12 protein-coding genes are annotated in these 13,254 nt (G+C 58.4%); 6 read left to right on the top strand and 6 right to left on the bottom strand.

Going from position 1 to position 13,254, the window contains the following annotated elements; translation table 11 throughout:
* Window positions 1-140 precede the first annotated feature (140 nt).
* On the top strand, window positions 141-1,379 hold the full coding sequence (locus JF539_RS08090) for a multidrug effflux MFS transporter (RefSeq protein ID WP_207139790.1): 1,239 nt from the start codon (window positions 141-143) through the stop codon (window positions 1,377-1,379).
* A 42-nt stretch (window positions 1,380-1,421) separates the two neighbouring features.
* On the opposite strand, the gene moaA is transcribed toward JF539_RS08090, so the two are convergent.
* Window positions 1,422-2,411: a GTP 3',8-cyclase MoaA gene (gene moaA / locus JF539_RS08095; protein WP_236042434.1), complete on the bottom strand. Its 990-nt coding sequence runs from the start codon at window positions 2,409-2,411 to the stop codon at window positions 1,422-1,424.
* 448 nt (window positions 2,412-2,859) lie between these two features.
* On the opposite strand from moaA, the gene JF539_RS08100 reads away from it, so the two are divergent.
* Window positions 2,860-4,296 carry a cryptochrome/photolyase family protein gene (locus JF539_RS08100; RefSeq protein ID WP_207139792.1) on the top strand — a complete coding sequence of 479 codons (1,437 nt, stop codon included), beginning with the start codon at window positions 2,860-2,862 and terminating at the stop codon, window positions 4,294-4,296.
* 69 nt (window positions 4,297-4,365) lie between these two features.
* Window positions 4,366-4,734 carry a gamma-butyrobetaine hydroxylase-like domain-containing protein gene (locus JF539_RS08105; RefSeq protein WP_207139793.1) on the top strand — a complete coding sequence of 123 codons (369 nt, stop codon included), beginning with the start codon at window positions 4,366-4,368 and terminating at the stop codon, window positions 4,732-4,734.
* Between the two features lie 170 nt (window positions 4,735-4,904).
* Here the strand turns inward: JF539_RS08105 and JF539_RS08110 are convergent, their stop codons facing one another.
* The 5 genes from JF539_RS08110 to JF539_RS08130 all read right to left on the bottom strand — a co-directional run bounded on the left by JF539_RS08110 (window position 4,905) and on the right by JF539_RS08130 (window position 9,593).
* Window positions 4,905-5,498 carry a L,D-transpeptidase gene (locus JF539_RS08110; protein ID WP_207139794.1) on the bottom strand — a complete coding sequence of 198 codons (594 nt, stop codon included), beginning with the start codon at window positions 5,496-5,498 and terminating at the stop codon, window positions 4,905-4,907.
* A gap of 497 nt (window positions 5,499-5,995) precedes the next feature.
* The gene (locus tag JF539_RS08115) at window positions 5,996-7,633 is read right to left on the bottom strand and encodes a fumarate hydratase (RefSeq protein ID WP_207139795.1); all 1,638 of its coding nucleotides are present in this window, start codon (window positions 7,631-7,633) and stop codon (window positions 5,996-5,998) included.
* Between the two features lie 158 nt (window positions 7,634-7,791).
* Window positions 7,792-8,349, bottom strand: coding sequence for a YceI family protein (locus tag JF539_RS08120; RefSeq protein WP_207139796.1), 558 nt, complete (start codon window positions 8,347-8,349; stop codon window positions 7,792-7,794).
* A gap of 24 nt (window positions 8,350-8,373) precedes the next feature.
* Complete coding sequence (locus tag JF539_RS08125) at window positions 8,374-8,958, bottom strand: cytochrome b (protein WP_207139797.1); 585 nt, start codon at window positions 8,956-8,958, stop codon at window positions 8,374-8,376.
* Between the two features lie 50 nt (window positions 8,959-9,008).
* On the bottom strand, window positions 9,009-9,593 hold the full coding sequence (locus JF539_RS08130) for a YceI family protein (protein ID WP_207139798.1): 585 nt from the start codon (window positions 9,591-9,593) through the stop codon (window positions 9,009-9,011).
* A 428-nt stretch (window positions 9,594-10,021) separates the two neighbouring features.
* On the opposite strand from JF539_RS08130, the gene JF539_RS08135 reads away from it, so the two are divergent.
* The 3 genes from JF539_RS08135 (at window position 10,022) to JF539_RS08145 (ending at window position 13,244) form a co-directional block, all read left to right on the top strand.
* Entirely contained in the window at window positions 10,022-10,741 is a 720-nt protein-coding gene (locus JF539_RS08135; protein ID WP_207139799.1) for a glycerophosphodiester phosphodiesterase, read from the top strand.
* A gap of 491 nt (window positions 10,742-11,232) precedes the next feature.
* Window positions 11,233-11,979 carry a FecR domain-containing protein gene (locus JF539_RS08140; protein ID WP_207139800.1) on the top strand — a complete coding sequence of 249 codons (747 nt, stop codon included), beginning with the start codon at window positions 11,233-11,235 and terminating at the stop codon, window positions 11,977-11,979.
* Window positions 11,980-12,299: 320 nt separating this feature from the next.
* A complete protein-coding gene (locus tag JF539_RS08145; protein ID WP_209017046.1) occupies window positions 12,300-13,244 on the top strand; it encodes a FecR family protein in 945 nt (314 codons plus the stop codon).
* Window positions 13,245-13,254 lie beyond the last annotated feature (10 nt).

The following is a 13,254-nucleotide window of genomic DNA, read 5'->3' on the forward strand; positions in this document are numbered from 1 at the left end:
CGAATTTTCGCTCGCTAGAAGGGTGTGAAATCCTTAGCGGTTGGAACAATTAGGTTTTTCACGTCCTGATCACGCGGTTTGCCTAGGGTCAGGCCCGCGATTGTGCGGAAAGAAAAACGAACAAAGGTTCCTTCCCGGGAATGACGCCAGCCCATCCTCAGACCGCTGCCGGTGAACCGAAACCCTCACTGGCGGTCCTCATTGCGATTTCGACCGTCAGCCCGGTGGCCATGCAGATCTACCTGCCATCTCTTGCCGGGATGATGGCGGTGTTCTCCGCCACGGCGGGCGAAATCCAGCTCTCCATGTCCGCGTTCTTCATCTCTGTCGCCGTGTCGCAGTTGTTCTGGGGCCCGCTTTCGGACCTGTTCGGCCGGCGTCCAGTGATCATAATCGGAATGGCCCTTTTCGTCGTTGGCAGCATCTTTTGCCTGCTCGCGCCGTCGATCGAGTGGCTGATCGCCGCGAGGGTCATCCAGGCCGCGGGCGGCTGCACGGGTCTGGTTCTCGGTCGCGCGATCGTCAGGGATCTTTATGGTCCGCGGCAAGCGGCAAGCATGATCGGCTATGTGACCATGGGGCTGGCGGTGATGCCGGCGCTCGCACCTGCGATGGGAGGGGTGCTGGATCAGTTCTACGGTTGGCGAGGCGGCTTTTTTCTCATGCTGATATTCGGCGTAGGGGTCCTTTGGGCCAGCGTCTACCGCCTGCCGGAAACCCACAAGACACGCGTGGCCGTGACCGCGCGCCAGGTCCTGCAATCGTATCTTCGCCTTTTCAGGGAGCCTCTTTACTGGGGATACGCGCTGACGGCGACCTTTTCGGCGCTGACATATTTCGCCTATCTCGGCGGCGCCCCGTTCATCGCGGCCGGACTTATGTCCATGACGGCTGCCGAAATGGGATTTTACTTCATGTTTGTCGCGCTCGGCTATATGGCCGGGAATTTCCTGTCCGGAAAATACGCCGAACGCGTCGGCATGTTTCCAATGGTACTCGCCGGCACCTTGATAAGCGGGCTTGCGGTCGTGTTGGTGGCCGGGTTCACCCTGTTCGAGGCGCTGACGCCGGCGAGCCTTTTTTTGCCGATGTTCGTTCTTGGACTGGGCAACGGCGTTTGCCTGCCGAGCGCGCTGTCCGGCGCCGTCAGTGTGCGGCCCGACCTCGCCGGATCGGCCTCGGGCCTGACTGCGTCATTGCAAGTCGCGACCGGAGCGGTGGCCGGTTCCCTGGTTGCAAGGCTGTACGCGGACGGTTTTCTCGCCGGGTCGCCCTGGGCGATGATCTGGATTATGGCAGCCGGCGTGGGTGCCGGTCTGATCGCGGCAGTCGCAATAAGACTGGTCTCCACCCGCCGGGAGATGGTGCCGGCGGAATGAACGACTTGCGTTCAGGGACGGTCAGACCCGTCTTTTACGGATTTATCCGCCTGTAACGCTCATGTGACGGGAGACCGCCGGCTGGTTGGTGGTACGGTCAATGACGAAGTCGTGTCCCTTCGGCTTGCGACCGATGGCTTCATCAATTGCCTTGTTCAGGAGGTCGTTGCCTTCAGAGGCTCTGAGAGGCGCGCGCAGGTCGGCCATGTCATCCTGCCCCAGGCACATGTAGAGCTGGCCGGTGCAGGTAACGCGAACCCGGTTGCAGCTTTCACAGAAATTATGTGTCATCGGCGTGATCAAGCCGAGCCGTCCGCCCGTTTCCTCAACAGTGACGTAGCGCGCGGGGCCACCCGTTTTGTAAGGAATGTCCGTCAGCGTGAAACGCTCGGCAAGACGGGCCCGCACGGTTGAAAGCGGAAGATACTGGTCCGTCCGGTCTCCGTCGATTTCACCGAGCGGCATGGTTTCGATGAGGGTCAGATCATAGCCCTCGTCATGGCACCATTTGAGCATGGGAACGATCTCGTCTTCGTTCACATCCTTGAGCGCGACCATGTTGATCTTGATCTGGAGCCCGGCTTCGCGCGCCGCCCGAAGACCGTCCATCACCTTGCCAAGGTCGCCCCAGCGGGTCACAGCCTTGAACTTCTGAGGGTCGAGCGTGTCGAGGGACACGTTGATCCGGCGCACGCCGCAATCGTGTAGCTCCCCGGCGAAGCGCTGAAGCTGTGAGCCGTTCGTGGTGACCGTCAGTTCGTCGAGAAGACCTGACTCCAGGTGTCGCCCAAGACTGCGGATCAGACTCATGATGTTCTTGCGCACAAGCGGTTCGCCGCCTGTCAGACGCAGCTTGCGAACACCTTTCTCGATAAAGGCGGTACAAAGCCTGTCCAGTTCCTCGAGAGAAAGAACCTCGCGCTTGGGCAGGAAAGTCATGTCTTCCGCCATGCAGTAGACACAACGGAAATCGCAGCGGTCGGTGACCGACACGCGAAGATAGCTCACCGCGCGGCCGAAGGGGTCTATCATGGGGGATGGCGCGGACAATGCGTCCGTTTTTGTCACCGGCAACACGATCTTACCGTCCGTCACGTTTTCCTCTCCCTGGAAACTTTATTTATTCTCCGATCATATGGCGTTACGGCAGACAATATCAATCGAAACCGAACCGAACGGACCGCAGATCCGCTTCAGGTAAACTGGATAGTATACTTATGTCAATCCATCCGGCACCGATACCGGTTTGTCTGCGCAAGGGCTTTGATCCAATTGCCGGCGCAGCCGTATTAGCTACTGCACTTTACGGCATCCGGTCCGGCTGTCTCTGGAGCGCTTTCGCCCGGAAGCCTGCCGCAGGACTAAAGGGCGTGCCCGGCCAAGGAGGTGGACACGGCCGGACAGGTGCCAAACACGCTCAGACCGGGGCGGGTGAAGTGCGCTTGGAAAACGTCTCTTCGAACAGGAAGCAAGAGCCATCATGACCACACTTGTCTGGTTTCGCCAGGACCTTCGCGTCAGCGACAACCCAGCTCTTTTTCACGCCGCGAGGGAAGGGGCCGTTCTTCCCGTTTTCGTACTGGAAACGGCGGATCAGTCCGGGGACTCGCATCCAATGGGGGGAGCCAGCCGCTGGTGGCTGTATCACAGTCTGGCCGCGCTGAAAAAGGCGTTGCCGGGGCTGGTTTTTCTGCGCGGCAGCGCGCGCCATTTGATTCCGGAACTCGCGAAGGAGACGGGCGCCAAAGCCGTCTACTGGAACAGGTGCTACGAACCGCATGCCATCGAACGGGACACCGATATCAAGGCCGTGCTGAAGGAGGATGGGCTTGAGGCGAAGAGCTTCAAGGCCTCGCTGCTTTTCGAGCCCTGGGAACTGAAAACCAAGTCCGGCGGTCCGTTCAAGGTCTATTCCCCTTTCTGGAAAGCCGCGCAGGACCTGGAGGTGGAAACGCCGCTTCCGGCTCCAGACGATGTCCGGTTCGCCGAAGGGCCGCAAGGCGAAGCACTGGAAGCGCTTGGACTGCTGCCTTCAAATCCCGATTGGGCCGAGGGCTGGGGCGAGCTTTGGGAACCCGGAGAAAAAGGCGCGCACAAGCGGTTGAAGGCATTTCTGCAAAACGGTCTGGACGGCTACGGAACCTTGCGGAACCGGCCGGACCTGCCAAACGTGTCGAGGCTGTCGCCCGCCCTGCATTTCGGCGATATTTCGCCGCGACAGGTCTGGCACGAAACTCTGCGACACACGGAAACCGGCGACGGGTCGTCCCGGGATGGAACGAAGTTCCTGAGTGAACTGGCGTGGCGGGAGTTTGCCTATCACCTGCTGTATCACTTTCCGAAACTTCCCTCGGAAAACTGGCGGCCCGCTTTCGATGCCTATCCCTGGCGGGAAGCGCCTGGCGATCTGGAACGCTGGCGCAAGGGGCGTACCGGATATCCGATCGTCGATGCGGGGATGCGGGAGCTCTGGCAAACCGGTTACATGCACAATCGGGTGCGCATGATCGTTGCCAGCTTCCTGATCAAGCATCTGAGACTCGATTGGCGCCATGGCGAAACCTGGTTCCGGGATACGCTGCTCGACGCCGATCTGGCGAACAACTCTGCCAGCTGGCAATGGGTGGCCGGTTCGGGCGCTGACGCCGCGCCCTATTTTCGGATATTCAACCCGATCACGCAGGGCGAGAAATTCGATCCGGAGGGGGATTATGTGCGCAAGTGGGTGCCTGAACTGAAAGACCTGCCGACCGAAGTGCTTTTCGCGCCTTTCGAGGCCGCGGAGGAGGTTCTGGAAAGGGCGGGTGTGCGGCTTGGCGAGACCTATCCGTATCCTGTCGTGAACCACGCCGCTGCCCGTCAGGCGGCGCTGGAGGGATATGAGGCGGTGAAACAGGCCAATCGAGACCCGGCTTGACGGCGGGGCGGGTGAGACTATCGTCTGCGTAAAATCACAAACGGTCCTTCTCTGCAATCAGGATGTCCAATGACCGACGAAACCGCCCCCTGGCCGACTGAACTCCGGGTCTCCAAGGACCGTGACAGCCTCACGGTCGCTTTCGACAACGGGGAACGGCATGCGCTCTCCGCAGAATATCTGCGGGTCTGCTCTCCCTCGGCAGAGGTCAAGGGGCATGCACCATCCGAAAAGCGGACCGTGCCTGGCAAACGCCGCGTTGAGATCCTGAAAATCGAGCCGGTCGGCAATTATGCGGTGAAGATCCATTTCGACGATCTGCACAACTCCGGTATTTTCACATGGACCTACCTGCGGGAACTCGGCAATGAGCGCGACCGCCACTGGGGTGGCTATCTCAAGGAGCTGGAAGAGAAAGGTTTGAGCCGGGACCGGTAAAGGCACCCGCAATGGATGGGGATGGGTCTTGTCACATTCGGGCCCATTGGCCCCGGAGCGGACGACCGGATGAGGGCCGGTAAGGTGTCGCTTGCATAAATTGCCGGATGTTCCGGGCACAAAAAAGCCGGGCGAAAGGGCCCGGCTTTTCAATGTCTTTATGAGCGCGATCAGCGTTTGACGACGACTTTCGATCCGACCTTCACGTTGCTGTAAAGATGGATGATGTCTTCGTTTGCCAGCCGGATGCAGCCGGAAGAAACGGCGGAACCGATGGTCCACGGCTCAGTCGTTCCATGGATACGGTACAGGGTCGAGCCGATGTAGAGCGCCCGGGCGCCGAGAGGGTTGTTGGGACCGCCCGGCATATGAGCCGGAAGGATACGGCCTTTCGCGCGTTCGCGAGCCCGCATCTGCGGCGGAGGCGTCCAGCCCGGCCATTCAGCCTTGCGGCTGATGCGGTGCGTGCCGGCCCACTGGAAGCCGTCCTTGCCGACGCCGACGCCATACTTCATGGCCTTGCCGCCCGGAAGGACGTGATACAGCCGGCGCTCGGACGTATCGATCACCAGGGTTCCCGGAGCGTACGGGCCATCGTATCTGACCTTCTTGCGCCGGACCGGCGATTTGCCGCCCGGATGATATTTCGGTGTCACCCAGGTGTTGGTGCTGTGATCGAAAAAGCCAGCCCGGGCAGAAGCCGTTTCCGGCAGCAGCATCGTACCGGCCAGTAGTGTAAACAATGCAAAAATAAGCGTCTTCATTCTGATCCCCATTCGCGCCAGACCCACCATAGCGCATACATTGCGTTCGCCCTTACGTTAGGAGAAGGTCCTTGCCGCAGTGTTAATGATGATGGCCCAAAATAGGCGAAAATGGAATCTCACGTTAATGTGAGTGTGGTCGGCGCCGTCAAAATGTGCCGAAAATGCAACGTTTTTCTCTCCTGGAACGAGCTGCGTGTCACTGTTCCCGGAATGGTTGCCGTTTTCAGATGCGTGAGCAACGGAATTGTCGGTGAACCATTCCTGACGGCGGAGCGGTAATCAGCGATTCGTCCCTCTGTTCCGGGCCGCTCTTTTTCGGGAAACGATCAGGCACGTCTTCCGCGCAAAACGCATGGTCCCGGCCGTTGGGCCGGGACCGGATCTGGATCTGCGGAGGGGGCCCGGAAGCACGTCTTGCGCTGTCTCCGGCGCGCAAGACGCGAGATGCGCACCGGCCGACAGCATTTGTCACCCTGGACGCGGACCCTGGGGGATTATCCCAGATTCAATTCCTTGAAGAAGTCGTTGCCCTTGTCGTCGACGACGATGAAAGCCGGGAAATCCTCGACCTCGATCTTCCAGATGGCTTCCATGCCGAGTTCCTCGAACTCGACCACTTCCACCTTCTTGATGCAGTCCTGGGCGAGACGGGCGGCGGGGCCGCCGATGGAACCCAGATAGAAGCCGCCGTGCGCCTGGCAGGCGCGGCGCACCTGGGCGGAGCGGTTGCCCTTGGCCAGCATCACCATGGAGCCGCCAGCGGCCTGGAACTGATCGACATAGGCGTCCATTCGTCCAGCCGTTGTCGGACCGAAAGACCCGGACGGCATGCCTTCCGGTGTCTTGGCCGGTCCAGCATAGTAGATCGGGTGGTTCTTGAAGTAGTCGGGCAGAGGCTCGCCGCTTTCGAGACGGTCGCGCAATTTGGAATGGGCAAGGTCGCGGGCCACGATCAGCGGGCCGGTCAGCGAAAGCCGGGTCTTGATCGGATGCTTGGTAAGTTCGCCGAGGATCTCGGACATCGGCCGCGTCAGGTCGATCTTGACCACATTGTCCGACAGGTGCTCGTCGGTCACCTCGGGCAGATATTTCTCCGGATGCATTTCAAGCTGCTCCAGGAAAATACCGTCCTTTGTGATCTTGCCGACCGCCTGGCGGTCCGCCGAACAGGAAACCGCCAGACCGATGGGGAGCGACGCGCCGTGGCGCGGCAGCCGGATGACGCGGACATCGTGGCAGAAATACTTGCCTCCGAACTGTGCGCCGACACCCGTGGCCTGGGTCAGTTTGTGGATTTCCGCTTCCATCTCAAGGTCACGGAAGGCATGTCCGAGGTCCGAGCCTTGCGTCGGCAGACCGTCGAGGTAGCGCGCGGAGGCGAGCTTGGCGGTTTTCAGGTTCATCTCCGCCGACGTTCCGCCGATCACGATCGCCAGGTGATAGGGCGGGCAGGCCGCCGTGCCGAGCGTCAGGATCTTTTCCTTCAGAAACTCGACCATCCGGTCGTGGGTGAGCAGCGACGGGGTGCCTTGAAAAAGGAACGTCTTGTTGGCGGAGCCGCCGCCCTTTGCCATGAACAGGAACTTGTAGGCATCCTCGCCTTCCGCATAGAGCTCGATCTGCGCCGGCATGTTGTTCTTGGTGTTTTTCTCCTCGAACATGGAGACCGGCGCGAGCTGTGAATAGCGCAGGTTTTTTTTGAAATAGGCGTCGCGCGCGCCTTCTCCGAGCCTGGCCTCGTCCATCCCGTCGGTCCAGACCCTGCGCCCCTTTTTGCCCATGATGATCGCGGTGCCCGTATCCTGGCACATGGGCAGGACGCCATGGGAAGCGATATTGGCGTTTTTCAGAAGGTCGTAGGCGACGAACTTGTCGTTTTCGGTCGCTTCCGGATCGTCGAGGATTTTCTTCAACTGCTCTAGATGGCCCGGGCGCAGATAGTGGTTGATGTCCTTGAACGCTTCCTCGGCGAGCAGGCGGAGACCTTCCGGTTCAACGACCAGGACGTCTTCACCGTTGAATTCCGCCATTCTGACGTGGTCCGACGTCAGCTTCCGGTAGGGCGTCTTGTCTTCGCCCTGGGGGAAAAGCGCGCTGTGATGATAGGCGGGAGGGGATACGGGAGCGTTCATATGACGGCATTCCTTGTCTGGCTTTCACCCACGAGCGAGATGACCGGGTGGCGCTGGATCAATCGGAGCTGTTCTCATACGGCAAAAAGGCCGTGGACGCCAAGTCGCACGGCCTGCCAAATTGGTCGGACCCGGTGTTTGCCGGGTCGCGTCGGTGTTTATCGGACAGCGGTCAGATCAAGCGTGACGGTGACGGCATCGCCGACGGTGTCGGAGCCCACGCCCTCGCCGAGCTTGTAGTCGAGACGATTGAGTTTCGCTGTTCCGTCGGCTTTCGCCGTGTCTCCGTCAATCTCCAGCGTGAACTCAAGGGTGATCGGCTGCGTGACGCCCTTTATGGTCAAGACACCGTCTGCCTTGTAACTGGTTCCGTCGATTTTCTGGGCGCCGTCCGCCTTGAACTCCGCAACCGGAAAACCATCGACGTCGAACCAGTCTTTCGAGGGGATCGTGCCGTCGAATTGCGCGTTGCCGGTGGAGGCGCTTGCAGGCTCTATCCGTGCGGAAATCCTGGCGTCTTCCGGTTTTTGCGGATCGAACTCGATGGTGGCGGTCCATGTTTCGAAAGTCCCCTGAACCGTTCCCTGGCCCTGTTGAACTTCAAAACCGAGTTTGCTTCTGTCGGGGTCAACGTTCCAGGTGTCGGCCAGGGACGGTGCCACGGTGCCAAAAGTGAAAGCTGCCGCTGCTAGATAGGAGCAGAATTTCAGATGCATGGAGTGTCTCTCTAAAGTGAAATATCAGGCCTTTGCCTTCGCGGGAGCTGTCGATGTCATGCGTTTCAGCGTGTCGTCGCGGGCAATGAAGTGGTGTTTGAGAGCTGCCGCGACGTGGCCGATGACCAGGGCGATCAGCAGGTAGGCGCCGTACTCATGCAGGAGCTTGAAGAAGCTTTCCGCCTGCTCCTGCGAGCCAAGGGCCGAAGGGACCGGGAGGTGGGGCACCGGCCAGATGTTGAACAGGATCGTCGGAATCCCCCAGGGTGAGGCAGATACCATGAACCAGCCGGTCACGGGCATGGCGAAGATCAGGGCATAAAGACCGAAGTGGCCCGCATGAGCGGCCAGTTTCTCCAGCCCTGCCATGCCGGCAGGCAGTCGAGGCACCGGGTTGACGATCCGCCAGAGAATGCGCAGCAGGCCAAGCGCCAGAACCACGAAGCCGATCGACTTGTGCAACTGGAAAAGCTGGAACGTCGATTGCTCCGTCAGGGGCAGTTGCTTCATGTACAGTCCGAGCGCAAGCATGAAGACAATCATCAAGGCCATCGTCCAGTGAAACAAGATGGCGATCAGACCGTATCCCGACAGGGTGTTGCGCAGCATTTGGAAATCCTTGAGTGGCGAAGGCCGCTGAACGGCCTTCGCTGTAGACATCAGTTGGTCGTGTCGGCCTTCAGCGATTCCGCGTGGAATGTCACGGTCACTTCGTCGCCGACGTACGGAACATACATGTCCATACCGTAGTCGGACCGCTTCACAACTGTGGAAACCGCGAAACCGGCGGCTTCTTTTTTGGCCATCGGGTGCTCGCCCAGGGTGGTGACGGTCACGTTCAGGGTTGCGGGCTTGGTGATGTCCTTGATCGTGAGGTCGCCGGTCACTTCGAGTTCATTCTCCCCGGTCTGCTCGACCTTGGTGCTCTTGAAGGTCACTTTCGGGAATTTCTCGGCATCGAAGAAGTCGGGGCTTTTGAAGTGCTTGTCCCGGTCCGCCCAGAAGGTGTCGAGGCTGTCGACGTCGATGGTAAATTCGATGGAGGAGTTTTCCGGAGCATCCTTGTCGACCAGCAGTTTTCCTTCCCAGCTGCCGAAGCGGCCGTCCGTGGTGGAGTAACCGAGGTGGTTGTAGCTGAAGCTCAGGTTGGCGTGGGATTTGTCGAAATCATAGGCAACCGGTTCGGCCAGTGCGGTGCCGGTCAGAAGAGAAAGGGCGAGTGCGGAAGCCGCGAGACGGATCATGATCAAACCTCGTGTGATGTTACGGAAGCGTTCGCTCTTGAACGCTTAGTCGGGAAGATAAGAGAAAAATCCGGAAGTGCCATTTGACTGACTGTTCGTAAGGAATGAACAATTTTTCTCGCAACGCCGGGATGGCAGGCAGGTCTGATTGAGCGGTTTGCCGGTTTGGAAAGGAGTTTGCGTCTCTCGAGACAGGAAAAACAGAATCATTTTCGCCAAAGAGAGGTCTTCAGGCAAGTCACAACCTGCAATCCAGGATTGTTGATAGAGTTAAGATATTGATTGGGAAGGAAAAATATACCTGTCATCAATCCATCAAGAAAGTCAGGCACCTGTTGGTCCAATTTCCCTCTAGCACCGTTCCACCCAGGCCCCGGAAACCCCCGGATGCTGGTTGGAAACCGGTCTGGAGACACAGGAGAATTGACGTGAAAAACGCGGTCATTGTGTGCCACAGGGGCGCCAGTCTGCTGGCGCCGGAGAACACCTTCGCATCGTTGGAAAAGGCGATCGAGATCGGTGCCGATTACGTTGAACTCGACGTGCGCCCTTCAAAGGACGGTATCCTCTACGTTATTCACGATGCCACGGTGGATCGAACCACCAACGGGCACGGCCGCATAACCGATTTGCTTGCAAAGGATATCGACACGCTCGACGCGGGCGCCTGGTTCGGCGCCGACTTCGAGGGGCAGCGCGTACCAAGACTGGATGCGTTTTTGGATGCCTGCAAGGGGCGGGTCGGGACCTATGTCGAAATCAAGGAAGGCGATCCGGTCGAAGTGCGTGACATGCTCGCGGTTCGCGGCATGCTGAACGACGCTTGGACCTTTTCCTTTGACCAGTCCATTCTTGCCGGCGCGCGTGCGCGCGTGCCCGATCTGAAGCGCATGGTTCTCTTCATGCACGTTGGCTCTGTAGACCGGGCCGTGGCCCAGGATGCCCACATCCTGGAGTTTCACGAAGACAATATCGATGCGGAACAGGTTGCCAGAGCCAAGGATGCCGGGCTGATCACCCAGATGTTTTACGGTGGCGACGACCGGTCTGTGTTCGAGTGGGCTGTACGATGCGAGGTCGAACAAATGAATATCGACCATGTGGAAACGTTTCGTGCAGTTGAAAAGAACCTGCTGGAACCGGCGTAAGTAATTAAAGCGAGAGATGTGAAAATGTTGACTTCTTATACTTGGGTGTAAGGGGGGTAAATTTCCTCTATAGGTTTATAAGTGAGACTATCATCTCTGCTTACTAATCACACTGTCGCCTTTTTCAAGCGCATTTGCGGGTTGTTAAGGGGGAGAATGTACGTTCCGCCAGATGTAATATCTGGTGCGGGGCGTTCCCTATGGCAAAGCTGTGCTCTTGCGACTTCTCTCAAATAGACAATAGGTCCGGTGCCATGGTCGCCGGCTTCCCGGTGGGAGTTGGCGAAACAGTGCGATCGATCGCATCGTTGCTCGTTGCCGTCGTCCTTCTGGCCTTTACGTCCGTGGAAGCCAGGTCGGAGGACCAGTCGGGGACTTCTCCCGGATGGCACTGGCAGGTTGAGCGGGTCAGGGGAAATGTTGTCGTTGAGACGAAAGACGGCGAAACAATCGCGCTCGAGCGCGGCATGAAAATCCGCAGGGGCTGGAAGGTGAATACCGGCAGCGGCAGAGTGAAGATCTCGCGGGGACAGGAAAATTTCTCACTTGCGCCGAACACCGTGGCAACGCTTGAGGCCAAGGGGCTTTTTGTAAGGAAAACGGTCGTTTATCAGGACCGGGGCCGAATTGAGGTCGATGTAAAGCGACGGTGGTATCGGCATTTCAGAGTGGAGACGCCCTTGCTGGCGGCAGTGGTGAAGGGGACGAAGTTTACGGTCAATGTCGGCCGTCGGAGCGCCTCCGTTTCTGTCGGGCGCGGTCTCGTTAATGTTCATGACTTTGCCTCAGGCGAAACGGCTGATGTCGGTGCTGGCCAGTCCGCGAGTTCCGCTCCCTCGCGCAGTGTGGGATTGAACGTTCGAGGCAAGAACAAGCCCGCGGTCAAGGCGGGGGCAAAAAGAGCGCCAGCCTTCAAGACGCGCGTCATCAGAAATGTGCCGGTATCGGCGAGCCAGGCCAAGGCAGCCAACAGCCAGTCCAAAACAGGCAAGGCCAAGGGCAGCAAAAACACCTCGGCCTCATCCGGTGGAAAGGCGAATAGCAACTCCAGCAACAACGGAAAATCCGGTAACAGCAACGGAAATTCCAACGGCAACGGCAATGGAAACGGTAACAGCAACGGAAATTCCAACGGCAACGGCAATGGAAACGGTAACGGCAACGGCAACGGCAATGGCAATGGCAACGGTAACGGCAACGGCAACGGCAACGGCAACGGCAACGGTAAAAACAAGTAGCCCTTGCGGCGTCGGGGGCTTCTGTCAGACAAGGTCGGCTGATCGTTAGGGTTTCTGGAAGACGTCAGATTGCTTCAACTCCAGGGCCTTTTTTCAAGGCTGGGCGCCTGTCCCATAGGACACTGGAATGAGGGTTCTATCTCATTGTTCGTAAGGCGAATTCTGAATTTGTTGTTGAAGTATTCACCGTAATTTTCAAGTTTTTTAATTGTCATTGTAAAAAATAACAATAATCTATTGCGTTTTTTCTACTGGTTCACTTCAAGTTAAGTGACGCCTTGTCAAGGTTCGACGAGTAGCTGATCTAAGGTGATGCCTCGATGTCTTTGGTGTTCGTTCGACAGACTTTGGAAGTGATGAATAAACTTGGAAATCCGATTTTTACCGGTGCCGCGGCACCGAGCCTCGGCAGGATTTTTGCTGTCCAGGTTCTAATATTGTCGATTGCCGCGTTTAACGGGGCAACTGCTTTTGCGGAAGAGTGGGTGGTCAATCGGGTATCCGGCGTTGTCTACTTCGTCGCCCCGGGCGTCCAGGCTTTTCGCGTCAAGAAAGGCATGGTCTTCGAAAAGGGCTACACTATGGGCACGCGCGCCGGCGGTCGTGCACTGATTGTTCGCGGCAAAGAGACGATATCCGTCGGTCCCAACACGACGTTTGCACTGTCGAAACAGCTCAGCAAGGGACGGAAGACAACACTTCTGCAGCGCAAGGGTAATTTGACGATCGATGTTCAAAAGCGAGCGAGACCCCATTTTTCAGTTGAAACGCCGTTTTTGGCTGCGGTCGTGAAAGGAACGCGATTTGGCGTTTCGGTCAGTTCCAGACAGGCACAAGTCTCCGTCGAAAGGGGGCTGGTCGCGGTGGAAGATTTTGCGTCCGGTGAACGCGTTGATTTGGGTGCGGGACAAAGCGCTTCCAGTGAGCCTGGAAGAAAGGCTGGCTTGTCCGTGGGTGGGGCGACGCGCCCCAAGACCCGCCCTGGAAAAAAGCGGGCTCCTCTGTTCAACGCTCAGACCGGCCCCCTATCCGGCGCCTCGAACAACTCCGGCAAGTCGGCGGGGTCGAATTCCAATTCCGGATCGGGCAACAACAATGCCGGAGGCAAAGGCAACGGAAGCTCGAGCAGCAGCAATGCCGGCGGGAATGGCAACGGGAATTCCTCAAACAGCAACGCTGGCGGGAATGGCAATGGCAACGGCAATTCGGGCAACAGCAATGCCGGTGGCAACGGCAACGGCAATGCCAACGGAAAAAACAAGTAACGCACGTCAG

The sequence above is a fragment of the Roseibium aggregatum genome (genome assembly GCF_017309185.1).
GTDB lineage: Bacteria > Pseudomonadota > Alphaproteobacteria > Rhizobiales > Stappiaceae > Roseibium > Roseibium aggregatum_B.

Excerpts from the sequence above, each read along its gene's own strand:
- JF539_RS08090 (WP_207139790.1), top strand. The coding sequence starts at position 141 with ATGACGCCAGCCCATCCTCAGACCGCTGCCGGTGAACCGAAACCCTCA.
- moaA (WP_236042434.1), bottom strand. The coding sequence starts at position 2,411 with ATGATAGACCCCTTCGGCCGCGCGGTGAGCTATCTTCGCGTGTCGGTC.
- JF539_RS08100 (WP_207139792.1), top strand. The coding sequence starts at position 2,860 with ATGACCACACTTGTCTGGTTTCGCCAGGACCTTCGCGTCAGCGACAAC.
- JF539_RS08105 (WP_207139793.1), top strand. The coding sequence starts at position 4,366 with ATGACCGACGAAACCGCCCCCTGGCCGACTGAACTCCGGGTCTCCAAG.
- JF539_RS08110 (WP_207139794.1), bottom strand. The coding sequence starts at position 5,498 with ATGAAGACGCTTATTTTTGCATTGTTTACACTACTGGCCGGTACGATG.
- JF539_RS08115 (WP_207139795.1), bottom strand. The coding sequence starts at position 7,633 with ATGAACGCTCCCGTATCCCCTCCCGCCTATCATCACAGCGCGCTTTTC.
- JF539_RS08120 (WP_207139796.1), bottom strand. The coding sequence starts at position 8,349 with ATGCATCTGAAATTCTGCTCCTATCTAGCAGCGGCAGCTTTCACTTTT.
- JF539_RS08125 (WP_207139797.1), bottom strand. The coding sequence starts at position 8,958 with ATGCTGCGCAACACCCTGTCGGGATACGGTCTGATCGCCATCTTGTTT.
- JF539_RS08130 (WP_207139798.1), bottom strand. The coding sequence starts at position 9,593 with ATGATCCGTCTCGCGGCTTCCGCACTCGCCCTTTCTCTTCTGACCGGC.
- JF539_RS08145 (WP_209017046.1), top strand. The coding sequence starts at position 12,300 with ATGTCTTTGGTGTTCGTTCGACAGACTTTGGAAGTGATGAATAAACTT.